Source organism: Pseudoalteromonas sp. UG3-2, assembly GCF_037120705.1.
Classification (GTDB): domain Bacteria; phylum Pseudomonadota; class Gammaproteobacteria; order Enterobacterales; family Alteromonadaceae; genus Pseudoalteromonas.
The window spans coordinates 110494-135076 of sequence record NZ_JAWLJU010000002.1 but is presented as its reverse complement, the minus strand read 5'-3'; the positions used below and the strand labels follow the sequence as shown (position 1 = coordinate 135076).

At 46.9% G+C, this 24583-nt stretch carries 25 protein-coding genes; 2 read left to right on the top strand and 23 right to left on the bottom strand.

All coding sequences use genetic code 11. The features are described 5' to 3' along the window. Nucleotides 1-6: 6 nt before the first annotated feature. Genes R3P39_RS03955 through ccmA form a run of 10 tightly spaced genes read right to left on the bottom strand, consistent with a single transcriptional unit; the run spans nt 7 to nt 7741 of the window. Nucleotides 7-738, bottom strand: a complete 732-nt coding sequence (locus R3P39_RS03955; RefSeq protein ID WP_336565797.1) for an MlaA family lipoprotein — start codon at nt 736-738, stop codon at nt 7-9. Then, on the bottom strand, nt 739-1983 hold the full coding sequence (ccmI, locus tag R3P39_RS03950) for a c-type cytochrome biogenesis protein CcmI (RefSeq protein WP_336569229.1): 1245 nt from the start codon (nt 1981-1983) through the stop codon (nt 739-741). A gap of 26 nt (nt 1984-2009) precedes the next feature. Beyond that, a complete protein-coding gene (locus R3P39_RS03945) occupies nt 2010-2477 on the bottom strand; it encodes a cytochrome c-type biogenesis protein (protein ID WP_336565796.1) in 468 nt (155 codons plus the stop codon). After that, the gene (locus R3P39_RS03940; RefSeq protein ID WP_336565794.1) at nt 2474-3046 is read right to left on the bottom strand and encodes a DsbE family thiol:disulfide interchange protein; all 573 of its coding nucleotides are present in this window, start codon (nt 3044-3046) and stop codon (nt 2474-2476) included. The genes R3P39_RS03945 and R3P39_RS03940 overlap by 4 nt, the downstream gene beginning before the upstream one ends. A 1-nt stretch (nt 3047) precedes the next feature. Continuing rightward, a complete protein-coding gene (locus R3P39_RS03935) occupies nt 3048-5006 on the bottom strand; it encodes a heme lyase CcmF/NrfE family subunit (RefSeq protein WP_336565793.1) in 1959 nt (652 codons plus the stop codon). Between the two features lies 1 nt (nt 5007). Further along, on the bottom strand, nt 5008-5487 hold the full coding sequence (ccmE, locus tag R3P39_RS03930) for a cytochrome c maturation protein CcmE (RefSeq protein WP_336565792.1): 480 nt from the start codon (nt 5485-5487) through the stop codon (nt 5008-5010). Continuing rightward, nucleotides 5484-5690 carry a heme exporter protein CcmD gene (ccmD, locus tag R3P39_RS03925; RefSeq protein WP_336565791.1) on the bottom strand — a complete coding sequence of 69 codons (207 nt, stop codon included), beginning with the start codon at nt 5688-5690 and terminating at the stop codon, nt 5484-5486. The genes ccmE and ccmD overlap by 4 nt, the downstream gene beginning before the upstream one ends. Nucleotides 5691-5692: 2 nt before the next feature. Then, the gene (locus R3P39_RS03920; RefSeq protein WP_336565790.1) at nt 5693-6430 is read right to left on the bottom strand and encodes a heme ABC transporter permease; all 738 of its coding nucleotides are present in this window, start codon (nt 6428-6430) and stop codon (nt 5693-5695) included. A 1-nt stretch (nt 6431) separates the two neighbouring features. Then, complete coding sequence (gene ccmB, locus R3P39_RS03915; RefSeq protein ID WP_336565789.1) at nt 6432-7118, bottom strand: heme exporter protein CcmB; 687 nt, start codon at nt 7116-7118, stop codon at nt 6432-6434. Then, nucleotides 7118-7741: a cytochrome c biogenesis heme-transporting ATPase CcmA gene (gene ccmA / locus R3P39_RS03910; RefSeq protein ID WP_336565788.1), complete on the bottom strand. Its 624-nt coding sequence runs from the start codon at nt 7739-7741 to the stop codon at nt 7118-7120. The genes ccmB and ccmA overlap by 1 nt, the downstream gene beginning before the upstream one ends. A 103-nt stretch (nt 7742-7844) precedes the next feature. Here ccmA and R3P39_RS03905 point away from each other — a divergent pair, with 103 nt between their 5' ends. Both R3P39_RS03905 and R3P39_RS03900 read left to right on the top strand, forming a co-directional pair. Beyond that, the gene (locus R3P39_RS03905) at nt 7845-10430 is read left to right on the top strand and encodes a flagellar hook-length control protein FliK (protein ID WP_336565787.1); all 2586 of its coding nucleotides are present in this window, start codon (nt 7845-7847) and stop codon (nt 10428-10430) included. 4 nt (nt 10431-10434) lie between these two features. Continuing rightward, nucleotides 10435-10731, top strand: a complete 297-nt coding sequence (locus R3P39_RS03900; protein WP_336565786.1) for an EscU/YscU/HrcU family type III secretion system export apparatus switch protein — start codon at nt 10435-10437, stop codon at nt 10729-10731. A gap of 30 nt (nt 10732-10761) precedes the next feature. On the opposite strand, the gene R3P39_RS03895 is transcribed toward R3P39_RS03900, so the two are convergent. The 13 genes from R3P39_RS03895 to flhB form a co-directional block, all read right to left on the bottom strand. Continuing rightward, nucleotides 10762-11190, bottom strand: a complete 429-nt coding sequence (locus R3P39_RS03895; RefSeq protein ID WP_336565785.1) for a DUF2802 domain-containing protein — start codon at nt 11188-11190, stop codon at nt 10762-10764. Further along, a complete protein-coding gene (locus R3P39_RS03890) occupies nt 11191-11688 on the bottom strand; it encodes a chemotaxis protein CheW (protein ID WP_336565784.1) in 498 nt (165 codons plus the stop codon). It abuts the gene before it with no gap. A 24-nt stretch (nt 11689-11712) separates the two neighbouring features. After that, nucleotides 11713-12492, bottom strand: a complete 780-nt coding sequence (locus tag R3P39_RS03885) for a chemotaxis protein CheW (protein ID WP_336565783.1) — start codon at nt 12490-12492, stop codon at nt 11713-11715. 7 nt (nt 12493-12499) lie between these two features. Then, the gene (locus R3P39_RS03880; RefSeq protein ID WP_336565782.1) at nt 12500-13270 is read right to left on the bottom strand and encodes a ParA family protein; all 771 of its coding nucleotides are present in this window, start codon (nt 13268-13270) and stop codon (nt 12500-12502) included. Between the two features lie 94 nt (nt 13271-13364). Further along, the gene (locus R3P39_RS03875; RefSeq protein WP_336565781.1) at nt 13365-14507 is read right to left on the bottom strand and encodes a protein-glutamate methylesterase/protein-glutamine glutaminase; all 1143 of its coding nucleotides are present in this window, start codon (nt 14505-14507) and stop codon (nt 13365-13367) included. A 75-nt stretch (nt 14508-14582) separates the two neighbouring features. After that, a complete protein-coding gene (locus R3P39_RS03870) occupies nt 14583-16805 on the bottom strand; it encodes a chemotaxis protein CheA (RefSeq protein ID WP_336565780.1) in 2223 nt (740 codons plus the stop codon). Nucleotides 16806-16820: 15 nt separating this feature from the next. Beyond that, nucleotides 16821-17591 (bottom strand): protein phosphatase CheZ, encoded by a 771-nt coding sequence (locus tag R3P39_RS03865; RefSeq protein ID WP_336565778.1) that lies wholly within the window; start codon nt 17589-17591, stop codon nt 16821-16823. A 19-nt stretch (nt 17592-17610) separates the two neighbouring features. Then, the gene (gene cheY, locus R3P39_RS03860; protein WP_010369104.1) at nt 17611-17994 is read right to left on the bottom strand and encodes a chemotaxis response regulator CheY; all 384 of its coding nucleotides are present in this window, start codon (nt 17992-17994) and stop codon (nt 17611-17613) included. A gap of 41 nt (nt 17995-18035) precedes the next feature. After that, entirely contained in the window at nt 18036-18770 is a 735-nt protein-coding gene (locus tag R3P39_RS03855; RefSeq protein ID WP_336565769.1) for an RNA polymerase sigma factor FliA, read from the bottom strand. A 2-nt stretch (nt 18771-18772) separates the two neighbouring features. Then, on the bottom strand, nt 18773-19633 hold the full coding sequence (locus tag R3P39_RS03850; protein ID WP_336565768.1) for a MinD/ParA family protein: 861 nt from the start codon (nt 19631-19633) through the stop codon (nt 18773-18775). Continuing rightward, a complete protein-coding gene (gene flhF / locus R3P39_RS03845; RefSeq protein ID WP_336565767.1) occupies nt 19626-21125 on the bottom strand; it encodes a flagellar biosynthesis protein FlhF in 1500 nt (499 codons plus the stop codon). The genes R3P39_RS03850 and flhF overlap by 8 nt, the downstream gene beginning before the upstream one ends. A 19-nt stretch (nt 21126-21144) precedes the next feature. Then, nucleotides 21145-23247 carry a flagellar biosynthesis protein FlhA gene (gene flhA / locus R3P39_RS03840; RefSeq protein WP_336565766.1) on the bottom strand — a complete coding sequence of 701 codons (2103 nt, stop codon included), beginning with the start codon at nt 23245-23247 and terminating at the stop codon, nt 21145-21147. Between the two features lie 198 nt (nt 23248-23445). Continuing rightward, the gene (gene flhB / locus R3P39_RS03835; protein WP_336565764.1) at nt 23446-24576 is read right to left on the bottom strand and encodes a flagellar biosynthesis protein FlhB; all 1131 of its coding nucleotides are present in this window, start codon (nt 24574-24576) and stop codon (nt 23446-23448) included. Nucleotides 24577-24583 lie beyond the last annotated feature (7 nt).

The following is a 24583-nucleotide window of genomic DNA, read 5'->3' as shown; positions in this document are numbered from 1 at the left end:
AGAATGTTACAAGTTTTCTAAGAAGTCTTCATCAAAGTCATCTGGCTCTTCTTTGATTGGCGGGTTGCCATCATACAGCTCATACAGCTGACGTTGATAATAAACGTCTTTTAAGAAGGTATAGGGATCCAAAGATTCGTTTAAGAGTTTTTCTTGCGACATCAAGGCTGCCCTCGCTTCCACCGCGCGCAGCGCAAACACTAAGATAGTTTGCGGCGTGGTCAGTGCAATTTCTGGCAACACTACGTTGTCAACCACATCGCCGGTGACATTACGCACCGTGGATGGGCCCATACCCGGCACCATCAAGTAGGCGCCGTCCCCTACGCCCCAGACACCTAAGGTTTGACCAAAGTCTTCGTCTTGGTGCTCAAGGCCTAAGGTTTTAGCGACATCGAAAATACCCAATATACCGACAGTGGAGTTGACCAAAAAACGCGCCACATTAATTGCGGTATCATCGGCTTTACCTTGCAGTGCGGCGTTTACCGCATCGGTAGGTGCGGCAATGTTGGTGGTAAAGTTAACCACACCACTGCGCACAGGCGCCGGGGTAACAGCAATATAGCCTTCCGTCACTGGCCGTAATAGGTATTCATCTAACACTTCCATGTTGAAGTCATAAATAGGACGGTTGAATGATTGCAATGGATCCCGTGGATCCTGTTTTTCTTCTGGTACTTGCGCACAACCCACAACGCTGAGGGCAAGTAACCCGGTAAGCACGGCTTTTATCATTTATTTCCCTGTATTGGTTAAAACACGATCAATAGTCACCGTTACGGTGCTGGTTTCTCTACCTAGTTCCAGCACCTCAGACATCCCTTCCAGCTCTCCCTCTGAAGGCATAACCGAGCCGTCAGTAGAGATCCGGGCGGTTACCGTAACCCGTTGAAAGCGCGATAATATTAGCTCTGGCATCATCGCCATACTGTCATCTAAGGTGACCGTCATCGGCAAACTATACTCTGACATTTTTGCCACCGCCAGCGGCATTGCAGGGCCCTGTTCGGCTTTAGCAAAAACAAACAAGGTGCCACCTTGCGGCAAAGATTGCTGCAGCTCTGGGTCTAGCTCCACCGTAACACGAATTTGCTGAGCAGAAGTAACCTCTGCAGCAGCCAGCTTAGCATCAATTTCAGCAATTCTACCGGCGATCATTTCGTACCTAGGATCGTCTTGCGTCAGTTGTGCTAGTAACACCTCAAATGCCGCTTTTGACTCTTTCCAGTCTTGACGTTCATAGGCAATCAGTGCCAATAGGCTAATGGCATCAATATTACTCGGCTCGCGATTAAGCACCTGAGATAACATTTTTGCTGCTCGATTCATACTGGCTTCAGAGCCTTCAATTAATAATGCTTGGCTGTAATTAACCAATACATTATTATTGTCAGGTTGCATCAATAGTGCCTTATCAAAGGCTTGCATAGCCATCTCAAAATCATTCAACGACATCGCAACACGGCCCAGCAACATCCAGGCCACCGCATCATCGCCACTGGTTGCCAGCTTAGTGCGCAGCCCCAAAGCAAATGCTTGCAGTTCATTGGCACTAAGTGGTTCACCATTTTGCAGCACAGCACGTTCACCGTATTCGGGTAACTTCACAACGGCGTCGTTCCAGTTGGCGATTTGTCGGTGGCTGCCAGTGTAGTAATAAAAAACACCAGTGACCAGCACCATAAACACCAAGCCCGTCACTGCCAACACACGGTTGTCACCTCGGCTGGTAAGTGATTGCTCATCAGATAACTCATTCAGTAAGCGGCGTTTAAGCTCGATCACCGATTCATTGTAACTTTGCTTTTCGATGCGCTGGTTAGCAAGCTCCTCTTCAAGCTCTTGCAACCTTTGCTGGTAAATATCAATACGCTCAGCATTGGCATCGTGATCAACCACTAAGCGCTTTTCTTTGCGCATAAAGGGCACCACAACAAATACCGCGGCAAATAAGGCTAAGCCGAAAAACACCAGCCACATTTGCGTTAAGTCGGTCGAAAACTCACTCACTGTTCACGCTCCTGTCGCTGGTTGCGCTTAATAAGTTCCGCCAATTTTTGCTCATCGGCCGCACTCCAATCTTGTTTTTTTGCCGCGCGGCGCTGGCGCAGCACAATAAAACCAAAACCCAACACAATAATCACCACAGGCAATACCCAAAGCACAATGGTGGCCGGCGTAACCGGAGGCTGGTAATGAACAAAGTAGCCGTAGCGGTCAATCATAAAATCGATCACTTCGTCTTTGCTTTTGCCCTCTTTAACCAGTGCAATCACTTTATCGCGCAAATCTTTTGCCACTACGGCATCTGAATCGGCAATATTTTGATTCTGGCACTTAGGGCAACGCAGCTCTTGGGTTAACTCTCGAAACGTTTGTTCACGTTCAGTGGTGGCAAACTGGTAGTTGTCTTTTGGTTCTGCCTGAACGGTGTATGCCATTAACAACAATACCAAGGCAACTAAATACTTCATGGCATTAGCTCCTGATAAACTGGGGCAAACTTACTGCGCCACACGCGCTCGTTAATATCGCCGGTATGGTGGAGCAAAATGGTACCCTCTTTATCAACTAAAAAGGTTTCTGGCGCACCAGAAACACCAAGGTCAAGGGCCAATGAGCGCTCCAAATCTAAAATATTAAACTGATACGGGTCACCTGCGCGACTCAGCATATTGTTTACGTCTTGGCGTAGTGCGTTAATATCAAACTGATCGCCAAAATCTGGGTCATAAGCTTGCTCGTAATACAAGCCGATGATCCGCACTCCCCGCTCTCTCAGTTCGGTTAGGTAACCCAGCTCAGCAATACACGTTGGACACCAGGTGCCCCAAACGTTCATAAGGTAAACTTCGCCTTTGAGTGACTCATCAGTCCAAACCTTATTGCTGTCCATCAAGTCGGGTAAGGCAAACTCAGGCATCGCTTGGCCAATTCGCCCTGTCTGGATTTCTCTGGGGTTGCCAAACAGCCCTTGATAGAGAAACACACACAGGAAAATAAAAATTAAAAAAGGGATCAATCCGATCAATTTACGATTCATGTTAGGCCCCCGCAGTGTGAGATGATTGACGACGTCTGCGGTAACGCTTATCCGCTAGCACCACAAAACCGGCTAATGAGATCAATAAACCACCGAGCCACATCCAACGCACATAAGGTTTGTGATAAATGCGCAGTGACCATGCCCCTTGTGATAATTGCTCCCCTAACGCCAAGTAAAGGTCACGGAAGAAGCCGTCATCGATGGCCGCTTCAGTCATAAACTGCATACCAATGTCATAGCGGCGCTTTTCTGCATATAGCTCAGTGACTTTTTTGCCCTCTTTTAATACGGTCACCACGCCTGCGTGGCCGCCATAGTTGGGTCCACGAATTTCTTTCACCCCTTCAAAGCGATATTGATACTCGTTTAAAGTAGCAATATCACCGGGCTTCATGCTGACATCTCGTTCGACTGAATACGCCGAGGTCAATGTTACCGACGCAATCACAAAGGCAATACCAACATGGCCTAACACCATGGCCCAGTAACTTAGCCCTAGCTTTTTAAAGCCAGTACCAATGTCGGGCTGTACGGTGACTTTATTAAACAAATCAAACGCTGTAGCCACCACAATCCACACAGCCAGTGCGGTTGCAATAAAGGTAAGCGGTGTGACTACCTCATAACTAGGATACAGCCATGCCGCTGTGATAACTAAACTCACGGCAATGAGTACGCCCCATTTTTGCGCCAGAGGTGGCAGCTTATTTTGCTTCCAACGTAGCATCGGTGCTAAGCCCATTAAAATGGCAAAAGGCACGATTAAAATGGCAAACATTTGATTAAAAAATGGTACCCCGATAGAAATTGAGCCTAGCCCTAACTCTTTATGGATCATAGGCAACAAGGTACCTAGTAGCACAATTAAGGTAGCCACAACCAAGAAGATGTTATTCAGCCATAAAGTCACTTCTCGCGACACAAATTTGTAGCGACCTTCACTGCGTACTTGCGATACTCGCATGGCGTAAAGAGCTAAACTGCCCCCCACCACAACAGCTAAGAAAGAGAGAATAAACAAGCCGCGGTCAGGGTCGGTTGCAAAGGCGTGAACCGAGACGATAATGCCAGAGCGCACAATAAAGGTGCCTAATAAGCACAAACTAAAGGCGGTGATGGCTAACAATACCGTCCAGGATTTAAATACTCCGCGTTTCTCTGTCACGGCTAAGGAGTGTAATAAAGCTGTGGCCACCAACCAAGGCATTAACGAGGCGTTTTCCACCGGATCCCAGAACCACCAGCCGCCCCAGCCAAGCTCGGAATAAGCCCACCAGCTGCCAATGGTGATCCCTAAGGTTAAAAAGGCCCACGCAGCCATGGTCCAAGGACGAGACCATTTGGCCCAAGTATTATCCAGTTTACCCGTTAACAAAGCAGCGATAGCAAAGGCAAAAGAGACCGACAGGCCAACATAGCCCATATACAATAATGGCGGGTGAATTATCATGCCAGGGTCTTGCAATAGAGGGTTAAGATCACGCCCCTCAACAGGGAAGTAAGGCAGCAACCGCTCAAACGGGCTCGACATCCATAGGGTGTAAAGCATAAAGCCAACCCCTAAAAAGCCTAGTACCCCAAGCACCCGAGCGCGCAATACCCACGGCAGGGATTTTGACATTAAGGCCACAAGCATGGTCCAGCTAGACTGCATCACTAGCCAAAGTAAAATAGCCCCTTCATGACCACCCCAAGTCGAGGTGATTTTGTAGTACCAAGGTAAGGTGCTACTGGAATGATGAGCGACATATTTAACCGTAAAATCGTCCATTAAGGTAATATGGATCAGAACTAAAAAGGAAAACACCACCAACACACATTGGCCAATGGCCAATGACGGTGCCGCTTTCATTAATCTTAGATTTCCTGTGTAAGCGCCCCATAGGGGAAAAATACAAAGCAGTAAGCTGAGCGCCATAGCTAAAACTAGGGCGAAATATCCAATTTCTGGGACCATACTAGTTCTCGCTGCTGAGGTTATATTTGGGTTTTTCGTGCTTAATACCTTTTACCGCCTCGGCGACTTCGGAAGGCATATATTCTTCATCATGCTTGGCTAATACTTCAAAGGCTTCCACCACATCCGGTTCGATTAAGGTACCTTGCGCCACAATCCCCTGCCCTTCACGGAATAAGTCAGGCAAAATCCCGCGGTAACGAATGGTCACCATAGGGCCAGTATCAATAAGCTTAAACGTCACATCCAGCGAGCTTTCATCACGCTCCACTGAGCCGGGCACCACCATACCACCAATACGGAGTTTTTGACCGATCTGCGGTTTTTCTTTGGCTTCCCCTTTGCCCTGAACCAATTCACTTGGGGTATAGAATAAGTTGATATTCTCTTGCAAAGCATACAGGGTTAAACCGACAGCAGCGCCAATACCAAAGATCACCGCAACCACACTAAATAGTCGCTTTTTACGTCTTGGGTTCATGCTTGCGCCTCCTGTTGTTTCGCCTTTTTAATTCGGGCTTCGCGGGCCATTTGTGCTTTTACCCCTTGCTTGAGGTTTTTGCCGTCTAACAAGGAGCTTACCAGTAGGCCAACTAAAATAAGTACACAAGTGCCATAAGAAAGCCAAACGTAAAAGCCGTAGCCGCCCATAGCTAGAAAATCACTAAAGGATTCAAACTGCATAATTAACCTCTTTCTACCAATTGACGAACCCAAGCCCGATGCTGCTCATTACGCAGAATTTCGTTTTTGAGTCGAACTAAAGTCACTGCTCCCAAGACACCTGCAAAAGCGACAATATTAATAAGTAAAGGCCAGAGCATTGAAGGGTCAATGGCCGAGGTATCAAATTTGGTGATAGTAGATCCCTGATGCAAAGTATTCCACCACTCAACCGAGAAGTGGATAATCGGCAAATTCACCACACCAACGATAGCGAGGATACAAGCGGCGCGAGCGCCGGACTTTTTATCCTCAAAGGCGTGGTATAACGATAACACGCCAAAATATAAAAATAATAAAATGAGTTCTGAGGTGAGTCTGGCATCCCAGACCCACCAAGCGCCCCACATGGGTTTGCCCCAAGCAGCGCCAGTGATCAAGGCAATGGCCGTCATGGCGGCGCCTACTGGCGCGATGGCAATCACCGCAAGCTCGGCATTTCTAATTTGCCACACCAGCGCAACGACCGCGGCAATGGCCATAGAGGAATACGCCCCCATAGACCAAATGGCTGAAGGCACATGAATAAAGATAATACGATAGCTGTCTTTTTGCTGGTAGTCGGCAGGCGCATAGGCTAACCCCCAAACCCAACCAACCACAAGACCCACCACCGCAATCACGGTAAAGTAAGGAAGCAAGGTGTTACACAATTGGTAAGCACGCTCCGCTTTGGCATAAGGATGTAACCACTTCCACATTTTAACTTATACTCACTTTTAATGCTGACGATATGGCAATTGGTGCGGCAACGACTGCGACGGCAAGCATGGCACCAAGGATTGCAAGCTGACCACCATAATCTAAAGACATACTACTGGTATCGATGGCGGATGTTGCAAAAATCAGTACGGGGATATAAAGCGGTAAGACCAATAAACTCATCAAAATACCGCCCTTTTGTAGCGCAACGGTCAACCCTGCGCCAATGGCCCCAATAAAACTCAACAACGGCGTGCCTATTAACAAGGTAAATACCGTGGCATTTAAAGACTGTGACTCTAAATTCATCAATAGCGCAAACAATGGCGCTAAGATCACCATGGGCAATCCACTTACGGTCCAATGTGCAGCCACTTTAGCTAGGACTGACAAGGATAAGGGATAAGGTGAGGCAATCAACTGCTCCAATGAACCGTCATGGTAATCGTCGCGGAACATTTTATCCAGTCCCAACATGGTGGACAATAATGCCGCCACCCAAATCACTCCAGGCGCCATTCTAGCCAATAACCCAGGTTCTGGGCCAATAGCAATAGGAAATAAAGTAATCACGATGAGGAAAAACAATAATGGATTGACGATTTCAGCCCGTTGGCGAAACGCCAAGGTCACGTCTTTACTGTAGACGGATTTAAACGCCAGCCAATAAGAATGATGAGGTTGCATTACAAACGGTACTCCAACGTCAAGGTTTGTAATTGAGCAAAGTGCGCGGTGAGATCTTGGTGCGTGGTTAATAAAATCGCCCCACCTTGGTCTAAGTGCCCTTGGAATTGGGTCTGCAACATGGCAACACCCTTTTTGTCGAGTGCGGTAAAAGGCTCATCCAGCACCCACAGCTTAGCTTGGTTAAGCCACAGTCTTACTAGTGCGACGCGGCGCTGCTGACCCGCTGACAAGGTGCGCACTGGCACGTCTTCAAGACCAATCAAACCCAATTTCGCCAGCAGTTCATAAACGCTGTCTTCATTGGCTTTGCCACCGTGGACACTCAGCCAATGCTGAACATTCTCGTAAGCACTGAGCTGCTGATTCACCCCAGTTTTATGGCCGATAAACAGTAATTCACTAGCGAAAGTATCGTAGTCTTGACGGACATCAACACCTTGATAACGGATCTGTCCTTCATCGGCACGAGCAAAACCAGCGATGATCCGCAATAGCGAGGTTTTTCCGGCACCATTTGGGCCTTCAATTTGCATGATTTGCCCCGCATGGAGAGTGAAACTTAATGCCTCAAACAAGCATCTTTCCTGTTTGGTACAAGTAACGGCGTCTATCTCTAGCAAACTTGGGCTTCTCTTTACCTAAAATTGGGCGTTAGTCTAACATAATGGTATGGTAATACGAATAATCTGACGCCAACGATTAGCGAAAAATTGATTTAAAATAATGAATAAGCTGCCAACAACAATTAACTCTGGACAGGCTCTTGAACTAGAGAGCAGTAACAAAGCCAACGCGCTTATCTCGCTTCCCAGCAAGCAGCCTTTTCATGCCAAAAATATTGTTATTAGTGGTGATAAATTAAAAATGGATGTCGCTATTGAGGGTCGTTTGCAGACCATTCAATTGTCGCTTAAATCGGCGCCTGCACAACCGCAACAGCTCGAAGAAGCCATGGTATCGGTTGATGAGAGCGGTAAAGTCATTACCCTCAAAAGCAATCAAGCCCAGGCGCAACTGGTTCTTGCTAAACAACTCTTTGAGTTACTTGCTGCTGTCAAAGGGCATTCTGCAGCGCAACCATTACAGGCCATAGCGACGGCAAACAAACATGGCTTAACCATTAAGCAGCTCGATTTATCAATCCCTTTACCTAAAGCGGTAATGACCATGTTAGCGCAAGAGCAGAAGCTGATTGCCCAGCTGTCGCCAAGTCAACATAGCTTTACACTTGAGCTCTTTAACCAGTTTAAAGATCCACTCTTTAGCACTAAACTGGCTAACTCAGCTATTGCCAAGTTAATTGCTCAGCAATTACCAACGGTCGATCTAAAAGCCGGTTTAAAAGCGCTCGATGTGAAGGTGAACAACACCATTTTGAACTTCACTGCGGCGAGAAGTAATTGGCCAATATCAAGCAAGTGGCAGCCAGCGAAGCTACAAAGCAATGTCAATGGTATTGACTTGACTAAGACCGCTCAAAACATCAAGGTCATCGCACAAAAACCGGTTTCGCAACTACTTCAACAACTCGACAGCCCACCCTCTGCGGTTAAGCCCAATAGTACACAGGCAACCACCAGAGCAACGCTGCCGTACCAAACTCCTCTACTCGAGGTGACATTGCAGCAAATCAAGTCGCAGGTTATTACGGCGTTAAAGTCACTTATTAATAAGCCTTTTGGTGCCCCACAACAGGCGCAAACACAGTCGCTAGATGTCATTGGAAAAGAGCTAAGTTTAACAAGAGTACAACCGTTAAAGACAACGAGTAACGTGCAAAGCGCGACAAAAGCGCAATCGCTAGACACATCTAGCAACGTGAAAAGCACGACAAAAGCGCAATCGCTAAACACAACTAATACCCAGCAAAGCACGGAAAATGTACAAATAAAATCACCTGTACAAACGGCTTCACTGCTCCCTTTTGGTAATGAGAAAGTTAGCCTGACACAGCTAAAACCGCAACAACCGGCAATCCAGCAGCTATTTGATAGTATTCGCCAGATAGTGTCACCAAAAGGTGCTCAGCAATCCCATACACAACCTCAAGTAGCAAGCAACGAATCGTTGCGCCATGCGGTTGCCAGTTACCTCAGCCACCAAGCCGCAAAGCCGTCGCTGCAATTTCAAGCACCGCCAATCGACTTCTCGACTCGACTACAGGGGCTTACAGAGTTATTAAACACAGTAAGTAACCACTCACCAAGCAAGACAAACCAATCGTTACAACAACTAATTAAGCAACTCAATAGCCCCATGTATATTGCTGGCAAAACCGTAGCCCAGACTCCGCAAACGCATTCACAGGAAGTGACTAAACAAGCGAAGCCAGTGGCAGAGAGCCTGCCGCAGGCCGTTACCTTTACCACCGACAAAAAACAAGGCGTCATTGAGTCACTTCTCAATCTAAAACCACAGCCTGATAAGATAGAAACCGTCGCCAAGCCAAACACCCAAGTCACAGCGGAGCTGTTACAGAAATACCAATCTGCTGACACCCTAAAGCAAATGCCGGAATTAAATAAACTGGTGCAACAGGCTTTTACAAGAATGGTAGACGCACAATCAAGCACTGCAATGGCAATTAAACAGCAACTTGATAGCCAGTTGGGGATCAGCGCATTCACTAACACTCCATCACAACTGCATCAGTCTAGCTTCAGCCAACTACTAGAGCGCCTTTTAGTGGTGTTATTAGGAAGCCAAACCAGTGCCAGTGGCGCTGCAAATACAGCCAATGAAAGCAAGGTGCAGGCCCTACTGGAAACCTTGCTGCCACAAGTAAAAAATATTTCAGCAAAAAATGTCAGCGAGCTAATGCAGCAACCACAGGCCCGTGAGCTGCTAGCAGAATTGGGGCAATTACAAAATCAATTGCAACCCAGCGTCAGTCAGCTGTCCAGCACGCCACAAAGTAAGCAAGACAGTGATGCTCAGCTGATCATCAACCTGCTGTTTCCTAATAAAACGCCCCCAGAACAACAGCAAACACAGTTACAAATCGGGCACTATAACAAGCCCGCTAAAGCGGGAATGCCCGAAAAATCAGTCTGGTTTGTGCGACTGTGCTTCGATTTCGCCGCCCAAGGTCAGATCCATGCCCAGGCCGAATTAATGGACAAAGCCGTAGAGTGCGCATTAATTGCCACCTCTAACAGTGTTAAACAAATGGCGGAGCCTCATTTAGCAGCCCTACGCAGCAAGCTTGCTTCTCATGGCTTGCAGGTGGCGGAAATTGGTCTGCGAGAAGAGCAGAGTTTTCAGGACAAGTTTTTCAATGAACATGCTATTATCAATATAAAGGTCTAACGCCATGAGTCAAAAGTCTGCCATTGGTCTGCTGTATGAAGCAGGTAGCGCCCCCCAAGTCACCTTTAAAGGCTATGGTGAGTTGGCCGAAGAGATCATCGCGCTGGCAAAAGAAAAAAACATCATGATCCACGAAGATGAGGCATTAAGTAAAACCCTTAGCGCACTTGAGTTACAGCAAGAAATTCCCCGCGAACTCTATTACGTTATCGCTGAGCTGATTGCTTTTTCCTACATCATGCAAGGTAAGTTTCCACCAGGGTGGCAAGGATTTAGGGATAAGTTAGACGTTAAAGCCTAGTGATCCACACTAGGCTTATTGGCAAGGTGGTTAGCTTTTGTTGTGTAAAGACATTAATAGTTCAGCTTCGGCTCTGGGCAACTCACACTCACGCATGATTTCTTCAATATCAGCTCCAAGCTCTACCATTTTCACTGCACGAGAATATATTTTGGCGTCCGGGTCATCATATTTCTGTGCAGCCTGCTGATTGGCAAGCTCATGCAGTTCTTGTTCGGTATTCACCGCACGCTTGCCTATACTCGTTATGCTTGCCCTAAGTTCAGCAATTTCACTGCGTAAAATAGCCACTTGCTGCTCAGAAGCTTGAAATGTTTTTTCTATCTGAAGCGCTTTTCGTTGCGTGAGGTTGAGCTTTTTACTCAAACTAAAAATAAACCCCAAGCAAGCTAGTACTAGCGCGCTTGAGGCCACAGAGATGATGAATAAAACGGTGTCTGTATTTACTGCCTGCAACATTTATATATGGCTCAACTCATCCCACTCTTCATCACTGAGTAATTTGTTTAAGTCAACTAGGATAAGTAACTCGCCTTCGCGATTAGAAACACCTTGGATAAACTTAGCACTCTCTTCAGTGCCAATGTTTGGTGCACTGTCAATTTCAGAGCTCTTAAGATAAACCACTTCGGCTACGCTATCGACTAAGATACCGATAACTTGCTTTTCGGCTTCAATGATCACGATACGTGAGTTATCCGTGACTTCTGCACTAGGCAGACCAAAGCGTGCACGGGTGTCAATTACAGTGACGACGTTGCCGCGTAAGTTAATAATGCCTAAAACGTAACTTGGAGCACCGGGTACTGGCGCAATTTCGGTGTAGCGCAATACCTCTTGTACTTGCATTACGTTAATGCCGTAAGTTTCCTCCTCAAGCTTATAGGTAACCCACTGCAACACTTCGTCATTACTATCAGCATTTTTGTCTGCAGAAAGTAGTCTATCTTGGCTCATGGTTTCACTCCATCAATATACTAGCTACTGCTCTCGACTATCGAGGCCTTGTTCTAGCAAAAGGTTTAAATTTTCTACGTCTATTAGTGCGCACATTTTCTCTTTGATAACGCCAGCTAACCATGGCCTTTTGCCATCTCCGGTGCGCCACTTTATATCTTCTGGCTTAAGTGTCAAGTTATTGACTAGCTTCTCTGCTAGCAAGCCCCAATTACTGTCACCCAAGGTTATCAGGTATTGATAATCTAGGCTCTGCTCAAGCTCTGGAGTAAACTTTTCTGGCATTACCCATCTTGCAGTATCTACCACACTCAGCTTTTCCTCGCGATTCAGCATTACGCCTTTAAACCAGCTCGGCTTACCAAACAGTTGAGTTACTTCACCTAACTGATGAATTCCCCCAAGTGCTCTTAGTGGCACGGCAAGGGTCAGTCCAGCCACCTCAAAAAATAGAGCTTGAAACTCTCCATCTTGATATGCTTCACGAGCCGCATTGCTATCACTGCTGGTATCTTCTTTGATAATAGATGTATTTTCAGTGACTTCAAGATCTTGAGGTGATTTACTATCAATTGTTTCAGCGCTTTTAAGCTCTACAGGTGCAATGACTCCCTCTGGCTTAGGCTCTGGTTCAGGCGTGGTCACGACCGGATCCGCTTGGCTCTGTGGCTGCGGCTCTGTGACCTGCTCTAACAACTTAGCGACCGGATTAAGCTCATGGCTGACTTCCTCAGGCTCTTCTTGCAGTAGCGCCCCAAGGTATTGTTTCATCACCTTTTCGTTAGCAAACAAATGCTTAGTCATCTTTCTTCTAGCCCAGTTGCTGCAAATAGTCGAGTAATGCTCGGTAGGCAAAAACGCCCCGTGACTTCGGGCAGAACTGCACTGGCACTTGTTGCGCCAAACTGGCATCACGGAATTTAGTGTCGACTGGCACTACGCCAGGCCAAACTGCGTCTTTATAATTTGCCACTAAGGTTTTATATGCCTCCAATGAAGCTTTGGTCCGTTTATCGTACATAGTAGGTATAATAGTATATTGATACTGCTTATGTTGTGAGCTTTGCATAAGCTCCATCGTGCGCATCATCCTATCTAACCCTTTCAGTGCTAAAAACTCAGTTTGCACTGGCACTAAAATACGCTCGCTGGCGGCCAATGCGTTCACCATCAATACTCCCAGCACCGGCGGACAATCTAAAATCGCGTAGTCGTATTCACTGGCAATTTTTTCTAAAGACTTTTTCAGAATTAGCCCCATCCCCGTTTTGCTACCCATACTTCTATCCAAAGTAGCGATTGCCATGGTCGCGGGCAAAATATCAAGGTTTTCAATGGTGGATGGACACAAAGACTGTAAGATTTCCTCACTGGTCATGCTATTGCCACGGGCAAATATATCGTAAACACTGACCTCAAGCTCTTCAGAGTCGATGCCAAAATAATAAGTCAGTGAAGCATGAGGGTCGGTATCGATCAGCAGCACTTTATAACCTTGCTCAGCTAAAATACCACCAAGGCTAACCGTGGTCGTCGTTTTTCCTACTCCGCCCTTTTGATTAGCTACCGTCCAAATCTTCACTGTTTGACCCTTACTCTTAGCGCTTTATTATCATGATTTTTAACAAGCTTAAACTGCCTTGCTTGGCTTATGTAAGGCATTATTCACTATGGCATTAACCATTACCAGCTTCTTTATTAATACGCAAAGCAAAATCATTAAGGGCAATGTTATCTGCAGCAAGCCCCGCACTGGCCACCGCTTGCGGCATACCATAAACCACACAGGTTGCTTCGTCTTGCGCCCAGATAGTAGCGCCCACTTGTTTTAACATCCGCGCACCATCACGACCGTCGGCTCCCATACCGGTGAGTACAATGGCTAAGGCGTCGCCGCCATAAGCTTTAGCCACACTGGCAAAGGTGACGTCAACACTGGGCTTATACGTAATTCTAGGGCTATCATCTTCGAACACTTTCAGTGTTTTAGCTCCCCCTCGGCTTTCAACCATCATTTGCTTACCACCGGGTGCCAAGTACGCCATACCAGGCTTCAAGCGATCACCTTGCTCTGCTTCTTTAACTTTTATCTTACACAAGCTATTCAGTCGCGCAGCAAACGCTGGTGTAAATGCTGCTGGCATGTGTTGCACAAGCAAAATCGGGTGAGGAAAGTTCGCTGGAATTTGCGTTAAGATGGTTTGCAATGCCACTGGCCCACCCGTTGAAGTGCCAATTGCCACTAGGCCATACTTTTTGCCCGATGCTTTTACTTGGCTACTACTGGCACCACTGCCGCTGCGCTGAAACGTTCTGTCCGGTTGCGGCACAGTTTGGCGAGTAGGCGTTTGTCTGGTCGCAATGTTAGGCTCCGAGCGCTTAGCTGGTGCTGGGGAACTTGGGCGAGTAAAGCGACTAACACGCTTACGACCAATTTCTTTGACCTTATTTTGCAGCGACTTGATTGCCTCTTCGCTGTTCCTGGCAATGTCTTCAAACTTTTTCGGGAGGAAGTCGACGGCGCCCGCTTCAAGTGCATCCAGCGTCGCACTAGCACCTTCTCGGGTTAACGAAGAAAACATCAAAATTGGCGTGGGAGAGGCTTGCATGATTTGTTTCACAGCACTAATGCCATCCAACACCGGCATTTCCACATCCATGGTGATTACATCAGGACGCAATGAAGCCGCTTTGTCTACTGCTTCTTTGCCATTTACTGCAAAATCAATGACCTCTATGCCACTGTCTTTTTCTAGTATTTCACTAACTCGACGACGAAAAAAACTGGAGTCGTCTACGACTAACACTTTAACTGCCATTGGCAACGCTCTTTAATTTGCTCTACAGCAGAGCAGCTCTCGCTGCTCTAGAATTCGAACTACGCCATAAAATGATTATGCGTAGTGCTTTAATAAATTGGGCACATCAAGGATTAAGGCGATACCGCCATCTGACGTGATGGTTGCGCCAGCCATACCAGGCGTTCCTTGTAATAATGCATCCAAAGGCTTAATCACAACTTCTTCTTGACCAATGAGTGAGTCCACCACAAAGCCCACCTGCTTAGTACCGATTTGGGCAATCACAACATGCCCTTCGGCTTTGCGCATAGTTCTGTCTGCACCTTTTACTAACCAGTGCTCGAGGTAGAACAGTGGAATGGCTTTTTCACGCACAATGATGGTGAGCTGACCATCCACTACATTGGTCTTGGTTAAGTCTAAATGGAAAATTTCGCTTACCGCGGCCAGCGGCAAGGCAAATGTCTGCTCGCCTACCATCACCATTAAGGTCGGCAAAATAGCTAAGGTCAACGGCACTTTAATTTCCAATACCGTACCAACGCCTAACTCAGACTGTATATTGACCTGACCATTTAGCTGCGTGATTTTGGTCTTAACGACATCCATGCCAACACCACGGCCAGAAATATCTGAAATCTCCTCTTTGGTGGAGAAGCCCGGTGCAAAAATCAGGTTGTACGCTTCGGTATCGGATAAACGGCTGGCTTGATCCGAGTCAATCACGCCTTTGCTGATGGCTATTTTCTTAAGTTTCTCAGCATCCATACCGGCACCATCGTCGCGGATGGTTAGCAGGATATGATCGCCCTCTTGCGACGCAGATAAAGTGACCGTACCCGTTCTTGGTTTGCCTGCGGCTTCTCGAATGTCTGGCATTTCGATGCCGTGGTCAACTGAGTTACGAACTAAGTGAACCAATGGGTCGGCCAGTGCTTCCACAAGGTTTTTATCTAAATCGGTGTCTTCACCTTCTAAGACCAAGTTTATTTCTTTTTTCAGGCTTCGAGCTAGGTCTCTTACTACGCGTGGGAAGCGGCCAAATACTTTTTTGATTGGCTGCATCCGTGTTTTCATCACCGCGCCTTGCAAATCAGCCGTAACCACATCCAAATTAGAAATGGCTTTGCCCATGCTCTCGCTGTTGCTGTTATTGGCTAAGCTCACCAAGCGATTACGCACCAGCACCAGCTCACCCACCATATTCATGATTTCGTCTAACCGGCTAGTATCAACGCGAACGGTGGTTTCTGCCTGTGGCGCTGGCTTTTTAGCTGGCGCAGCAGCGGCTTTTTTCGGCTCGGCAGCTGGGGCTTCAGTGGGCTTAGCGGCTTGCGGTTCCGGTTTTGCGGCGGGTTTTACAGCCGGCTTCGGCTCAGGCTTTGGCGCTGGTTTCGCTGCCGCAGGCTCTGGTTTGCTGGGCTGCGCTGGAGCAGGCTCGTCTACCGGCTTTGGCGCCCCGCCCTTACCATGTAATTCATCTAGCAGCGCCTCGAACTCATCGTCGGTAATTTCTTCATCGTCATCAGAGCCAGAGCTGGGGCTTGCCGCTGGCGGCTCTGGAGCGGCTGGGGGTGGCTCAACATTGGTGGCTCCACCAAATTTACCTACGCCATGCAGCTCGTCCAATAGACTGTCAAATTCATCATCGGTAATATCGCCGTCGTCGCTACCAGTTTGGTCTTGTTCAGCTGGTTGAGAGGAAGTCGGTGCAGGCCCTTTACCTGAGCCATGGAGCTCATCTAGTAGGTTTTCAAATTCTTCTTCGGTAATTTCGTCAATACCACCCGCATCATCGCCGCCACTGTCATCCATATCAAACAGCACGTCGTCTGCGCTTACTGCAGGGCTCTCGGGTTCGGGGTCAGGTTCGGGTTCTGGGTCAGTTGCTGCAGCTGGCGCTTCTACGGCAGCTTCATCTTCTGACTCTGGTTGGCTGAGCTTATGTAGCGTTTTCAGTAACTCTGGATCGGCCGCTTCTGGTTCTTCACGACTTTGAATACACGAAAACATCTCATTAATGGTATCAAGCGCTTGCAAGATAACGTCCATTAACTCAGAGGTGACTGTTCTTTGACCTTGTCGTAAGGTATCAAACACGTTTTCCGCACCATGGCAGGCATCGACCAGTTCTGTCATGCCTAAGAACCCAGCGCCCCCTTTCACGGTATGGAAGCCACGGAAAATTGCGTTGAGAAGTTCCTTATCTTCAGGATTGTTTTCTAGTTCAACAAGCTGTTCTGATAGTAACTCTAGAATTTCACCCGCTTCAACTAGAAAGTCCTGGAGGATATCTTCATCGACTTCAAAGCTCATACTCTCATTCTCCAACTAGAAGCCTAAACTAGATAACAAGTCATCGACTTCATCTTGACCTGATACCACGTCGTCTCGCGATTCAGCATCAATAATAGGGCCTTCAGGCCCAGACAATTCATTGACAGTCTCTGCTGTTTTTACTTCATTTTCTTTCGTTTGTGCCCGTAACTGTTCTTCATCGCCATTGCTGAAAACAGTTAATAGGTTGATGAGACTGTCTTCGACTTCTCTTACCAGCTCAATAACGCGTCGAATTACCTGGCCCGTCAAATCTTGATAATCTTGGGCCATCAACACATTGGTCATCAAGCTTTGTAGTTCATCGGTACGGGTTTTAGACGACTGCATAAAGCTGTCAAGATCGTGACACAGAGATTTAAACTCGCCAAGCTCGATATCTCGATTCATTAGGCGATCCCATGTGGGCTTTATTTGTGCTATTTCTTCGGCCAAATCTTGTGCTAAGGGCAAGCTTTCTTCCACCGCGTCCATGGTTTTGTTGGCAGCGCTCTCCGTCAGTTCCATGACGTAATTTAAACGCTGCTTGGCATCCGGTATGGCCTCTGTGGTAAGGTCAGCCAGTCGCGTGTCTAGCTCGAAGTTTTTTAACGACTCATGAAGTTGACGAGTCAACTTACCGACCTCAGCGAAAAGCTCAGATTGCTCTTTGTTTGCAGCCTCTAAAATAAGTTGGTCAGCTTTTTCTTGCTCACCTTGCTCGAGATACTCTACTAGCTGTTTTGCTTGTTCAAGTGTGATTTGAGGCGCAGCATTCACAGACATAGGCCATTCCCCCTTGCTGTTAGCCTAACCGCTCAAATACTTTTTCAAGCTTGGTCTTCAGTGTACCTGCTGTGAACGGTTTAACGATGTAGCCATTTACCCCAGCTTGCGCCGCCGCTACGATCTGCTCTTTTTTTGCTTCCGCCGTTACCATTAGCACTGGAATGTGTTTTAACTTCTCATCTGCACGAATGGCGCGCAGCAGGTCAATGCCCTGCATTCCTGGCATATTCCAATCAGTGACTACAAAGTCAAACTCCTGATTTTGTAGCATCGGAAGTGCTGTACTACCATCATCAGCTTCTTGAACATTGGTAAAGCCTAAATCTCTTAATAGGTTTTTGATTATTCTTCTCATAGTAGAGAAATCATCAACCACGAGAATTTTCATGTTCTTATCCAAAACTTCCTCCAGTGAGGTTCGAACCCAACTATTTATTTACTTTAATTTATCCAGTCATTGATTTTTGCTTTTAGCTTAATCATTGCCTGACCGTGAATTTGACTTACTCGAGATTCACTGACATCGAGAATGGCGCCAATCTCTTTTAAATTCATTTCATCGTTATAGTAAAGTGACAACACCATCGCATCGCGCTCTGGTAAGGATTTTATCGCTTCCACTAAAGACGAATTAAAACGTTCATTTTTAACGTTATTAAACGGTTTGTCTAGCGCAAAGTCGCTGTTGGCAGGGGTTATGACATCTTCATCTACCCCTAAATCCTCAATCCCTATGACTTTGCTGGCATTTACATCATGTAAAATATGATGGTACTCATCTAGCGTAATATCAAGTTTTTCAGCGATTTCAGTGTCTTTTGGCTCTCGCCCGAGGCTTGCTTCAAGCTCTGATATGGCTTCAGCTACCATTCGACTGTTCTTATGAACCGAGCGGGGCGCCCAGTCGCCACGCCGCATTTCATCCAGCATAGCGCCACGAATACGAATGCCAGCAAAGGTTTCAAAGCTGGCTCCTTTACTGGCATCAAAATTCTTTGTGGCTTCAATTAACCCAATCATGCCCGACTGGATTAGATCATCCAGTTGCACACTAGCCGGAAGTCGAGCGATGAGGTGACATGCCACTTTTTTTACCAGAGGTGCATGCCGTTCGACCACTTTATGGATGTGGTCTGTAGTTTGATATCCCGCCGCTCTATTGACCGGTGAAGCCATAATTACCCATTCACTAATTGCTCAATAAAAAATTCTAAATGACCGGAAGGTTGATGTGGAACAGGCCATTTAACCGCTTTCGATGCCAATCCTTTAATTGCCACAGCCGCTGGTGAGCTTGGAAATAAATCGACGATGGCCTTTTGCCGCCGCGACGATTTTCGCATGTTTTCATCAAATGGCACGGTTGCCACTAGCTCTAGGGCAACATCTAAAAATCGGTCCGTTACTTTGGAGAGTTTAGCAAACAACTCTTGTCCCTCACGCAAGCTACGCACCATATTTGCAACAATTTTAAAACGATAGACACCGTGCTCACGACTGAGCACTTTAATTAGCGCGTAAGCGTCCGTAATGGAGGTAGGTTCGTCACACACCACCACAACCACATCTTGGGCAGCGCGGGAAAAGCTTAACACCATGTCAGAGATACCTGCTGCGGTGTCAACAATTAATACGTCAAAGTGGCTATCAAGCTCACTGAATGCTCGAATTAAACCAGCATGTTCCGCTGGGGTCAGCTCAACCATATTTTGCGAGCCTGACGTTGCTGGCACAATTTTAATCCCAGCGGGGCCTTCCACTAAAATTTCTTCTAATTCGCACTCACCTGATAACACATGAGATAAGTTTTTCTCAACCCTAAGGCCTAACATGACATCACAGTTTGCCAAGCCTAAGTCGGCATCCAACACCAATACTCGCTGGCCCTGCTGTCCCATTGCGATGGCCGTGTTTAATGAAACATTGGTTTTACCAACGCCTCCCTTGCCACCGGTAACGGCTATCACTTTTACACCTTGGTTGCTACTTTGACTCATTTTTCGCAGGCCACTTGCTTGATCTAAAACTGTGTTAATCATACATTCCTACTGACTCTGACGCTACAGGTACACGTCGAGAGTGCTGTGCTTTTATTCTTTTTAAATACAATTGCTCGGCTTTTTTGACTAGCTTTTGAGCATTTGCGACGCGAATGTCTTCTGGCACTCGCTGACCGTTAGTAAGATACCCTATTGGCAAGCGATTTTGAATCGCAATACTAATAATCTCGCCCAAACTTAGACTTTCATCAAGTTTTGTGAAAATACAGCCACTTAAATTTACTTTTTTGAAGTGTCTTACGGTTTCTTGAAGCACGTTCATTTGCGCCGTAGCACTCAATACAAGATAACTACGAATATCCACGCGGGCACTGCGCATAAGTGTATTTAACTGCTCAGTTAAGCGCAAATCTCTTTGGCTCATTCCGGCTGTATCTATTAATACTAGACGCTTATTGCGTAAATGATAAAGCACTTCTGCAAGTTCATTGGCATCTTTCACTTGCTTAACCGGGCAACCAATAATGCGACCGTACGTGGCCAGTTGCTCGTAAGCGCCAATTCTGTAAGTGTCTGTGGTGATCAGGGCAACTTTATCGGCACCATATTTTTGTGCCCCAAGAGCAGCTAACTTCGCTACTGTGGTGGTTTTACCAACGCCGGTAGGACCTACCATAGCAAACACCCCACCTTGTCGTAGAATGTCGTTGTTGGTGGTGTGCATTTGATTGATCACCATGTTTAACAATGCATTCCAGGCTTCTTTGCGTGACACATCATCGGGAATAAAGCAGGCCATTTGCTCTGCCACATCTTTATCGATCCCCATGCCTTCTAAGCGGTCAACTAAGCATGCACGAGTTGGGTCGCGGCGCGCCATTTCCTGTCTCATTAATCCTGAAACTTGATGTTCTAGGAGCTGACGAATGGCATTCATTTCTTCACGCATGTCGCTCATTTCATCGCCCTTAGCGCGCTGACTTGGCGCTGGCTCATCGCCAAAACCACTGTCTAAGTCATCCGATTCCGACCAGCTTTGCGACTCGGCAAAGTCATCGTCTTCAAAGTCAAAAGATTGGCGACTTGGTTGCGGCTTGCTGTGATAACTCGGTTGAGCTGAGCGTTGTGGTTGACGCTGAGGTTCTTGCTTTGTCGCCAACATTTGCTCAGTATCAATACCAGACTGTGAAAACATTGACGCCAATTCTGGTGAACGCGGCCGTGGAGCTTGGCGCTCTAACAAGGCTTCTAAGCTATCAGCCACTTGCGCTTGTTTGCTCGGTTGCGCTTGACGTGGCTCAGGGCGTACAAAACGACTAGGCTGTTGTTTAGCTGGCGCTTCGTTGTTTGTAGCAGGCGCTGGTGATTGGGGCTTAGGCGCTGCAGCACGGTCATTATCCACAGCGGCAACAATTTCAACACCGTCAGCCAGCTTTTTGTTAGACATGATAACCGCATCCGCGCCTAACTCTTCTTTCACTTCATTTAAAGCCGTACGCATATCTTTTGCGAAAAAACGTTTAATTTTCATGTTACAGCCCCTTTATCCTCTATTGTCCAACCGAGCTCACAATCTTGATTTGTCTTTCTTCCGGTACTTCTTGATACGACATCACTCTTAAGCCCGGGATAGTGTGTTTAACAAATCGAGATAGCACACTTCTTAACATACCTGAGGTTAATAAGATGGACGGGTCACCTAGCATTTCTTGGTTATGGTGCGCTTCTCGTAATGACTCTTGAAGCCGCTCCGCCAAGCCAGGTTCGATACCTGCCCCCTCATCACCTGCGTTCTGAAGTGACTGATGCAACATCTGTTCCAACTCAGGCGCCAATGTTATGACAGGGATTTCTTCTTCGCCGCCAACCGCGTCTTGAACGATTAATCTGCGCAGTGAAATTCGCACTGCAGCCGTAAGTACATCGGGGTCTTGGCTTCTTGGACCATACTCAACTAGGGTCTGAACAATAGAGCGCATATCGCGAATGGCTACGCCTTCATTGAGTAAGTTTTGCAGTACTTTTACCACTGTTGTTAGCGGTAGAATATCCGGCACGAGTCCTTCCACTAAACGTGGGTGGCTCTTGGCGAGCATATCGAGTAGGTTTTGCACTTCTTCATGGCCCAGCAACAATGAAGCATTGTTGGTTAGCAACTGACTAATGTGAGTGGCCACCACGGTTGCAGCATCCACCACTGTGTAGCCCAATGAGTGCGCTTCGTCTTTCTGATCCGGCTTAATCCATACTGCATCCAAACCAAACGCCGGATCTTTGGTTTCAATGCCTTTAATGGGGCCAAATACTTGGCCGGGATTAATGGCTAATTCATCACCATGTTTCAGTTCACCGTTTCCTGAGCCCACGCCCATTAGAGTAATATTGTAGGCATTGGGATCGAGCTCTAAGTTATCGCGGATATGCACTGGTGGCACCAAGAAGCCCAACTCTTGCGAAAGCTTCTTACGAACCCCTTTAATGCGACTTAATAGCTCGCCACCTTGTGCTTGGTCAACCAAAGGAATGAGTCGGTAGCCCACCTCAAGTCCGATCACATCAACCGGCTGCACATCGTCCCAGCCCAGCTCTTTTTGTTCTTGCTGTTGCGCGCCTTTGCCCTGAGCTCCGCTGGCTTCTTGTTCGGCTTTCTCGATTTCCGCTTTTTTCTTTTGTTGCTGAGTGTAATACGCAATATAGCCAAGCAGCGCGCCTAAACTTAAAAAAGCCACATGAGGCATGCCAGGGACGAGACCCATAGTGATAAGGATCCCAGAGGCAATAAACAGTGATTTTTCATTGCCTAACTGAGTTTTAAATTGATCGCCCATGTTGTGCGACTCGTTTTGTCGCGTCACAACAATGGCAGTACCAATCGACAACAATAAAGAAGGAATCTGTGCAACCAGGCCATCCCCTATGGTCAGCATGGTATACACTTCCATGGCCCGACCAAAAGTTAAGTCGTGTTGGATCATACCAACAAATAAGCCACCGATGATATTAATTGCTAGGATCACTATCCCCGCAATGGCATCGCCTTTAACGAATTTACTGGCACCATCCATCGAGCCATAGAAGTCAGCCTCTCGAGTTACTTCATCACGACGAGTTCTGGCCTCTTCAGCAGAGATGAAGCCAGCATTTAAGTCGGCATCAATGGCCATTTGTTTACCAGGCATGGCATCCAGGGTAAAACGTGCAGACACTTCCGAAATCCGCCCGGCACCTTTGGTAATAACCACGAAGTTAATGATGATAAGAATAAGGAACACCACCAAACCAACGGCGTAGTTACCGCCAATCACCACGCTACCAAAAGCCTCGATCACTTTACCTGCAGCGTCCCCACCAGTATGACCTTCTAGTAGTACCACTCGAGTACTGGCAACATTCAGTGCTAAGCGCATAATGGTGGCGATTAGCAACACCGCCGGGAACATGCCAAATTCCAGTGGTTTCATGGTGTAAACCGTGACTAAAAGAACCACCAGTGCAAGTGCTATATTGAAAGAAAAAAGAATGTCGAGTAAGAATGGCGGTAACGGTAAAATCACCATACCCAAGGCCGCAAGTACCAGCAATGGAGTACCAACGCCCTTAGCATATTCTTTTTTATCTCGATTGAGTTGTTCTAAAACCGCTTTAAATTCCATAACTTAACACATGCAAAAAATTGACACACAGTGAATAAAGCAATATATATTCCAAGTGTGTCGTCAGTGCTTGTATGCAATCTATTTTACTGAATTAAGGAAGCCGGGTTGCAGCTAAATAATGGTGTCGAGAGCGATGCTTCTACCCTGTGGGGTTCAGGGTAAACTCGCCAGCGAAATACTCTTTTATGTTCGCGATTAGTGCTTCAGATCATCTGGGATAGGCAAATCTTTACTCAGTGCGGTCGGTCGCTTGCCTCTGCCTTTTTGGAAACGGCTCAGCTGGAAAACATAGGCCAGTACTTGTGCCACCGCGGTAAACAATTGCTCTGGAATTTGATCGCCCACTTCTGTGGTGTGATATAAAGAACGAGTTAGTATCGGTGACTCAACAATAGGTACTTCGTTGCCTTTGGCAATTTTTCGTATTTGCATCGCCAGTTCATCCACCCCTTTGGCAATAACAATAGGGGCGCCGGCCTTTTCAGTATCGTATTTTAGTGCCACTGAGTAATGGGTTGGGTTGGTCACCACCACATCAGCATCAGGCACTTCTTGCATCATTCTGCGTTGGGACATTTCGCGCTGTGTACGGCGAATGCGCGCTTTAATTTGTGGATCACCCTCAGAGTTTTTATATTCATCTTTGACTTCTTGCAGCGTCATTTTTAGCTGCTTATGATGATTATAACTTTGATACGGCGCATCAATCGCAGAAATAACGATCATGGTACAACTCAAGGCCAAAAACATCCAAGCCAATATTTCTAGGGCATGCTCAATACTGGCAGGGATCTGTTCAATACTCAGGTGCAGTATTTCGTCGAAGTAGAGATTAATCAGTAAAATAGCGCAGCCTGCCACCAGCACAAACTTTAAGATTGATTTTAATAGCTCGATAGCGGCTTGCGGCCCCAGCATTCGCTTAATGCCCTTAGCTGGAGACATTTTACTGGCTTTAGGGGCGGCAGCTTTCCAAGAAAAGTTAAAGCCGCCTAATAAAGTATTACCAACAATGCCGGCAATGGCGATAATAAAAACGAACATCGACATAGGAAAAATTAACTCACCAAAGACTTCGCCCCACAGGGCAAACATTTTGGTGGTGTCATAGGTTTCGTTACGATTGAGAGTTAGCATGCGACCCATGACATTATAGAGCCCTTTGGCTATACCCGGACCATACATTAACAGCGCGATAGCAGAAAACATCAGCACGAAGGTCGTGCCAAGCTCTTTAGAGCGTGCCACTTGCCCCTTTTTCTTGGAGTCGTCAATTTTTTTCTGGGTGGGTTCCTCGGTGCGTTCTTGACCCGAATCTTCAGCCATTTACAGC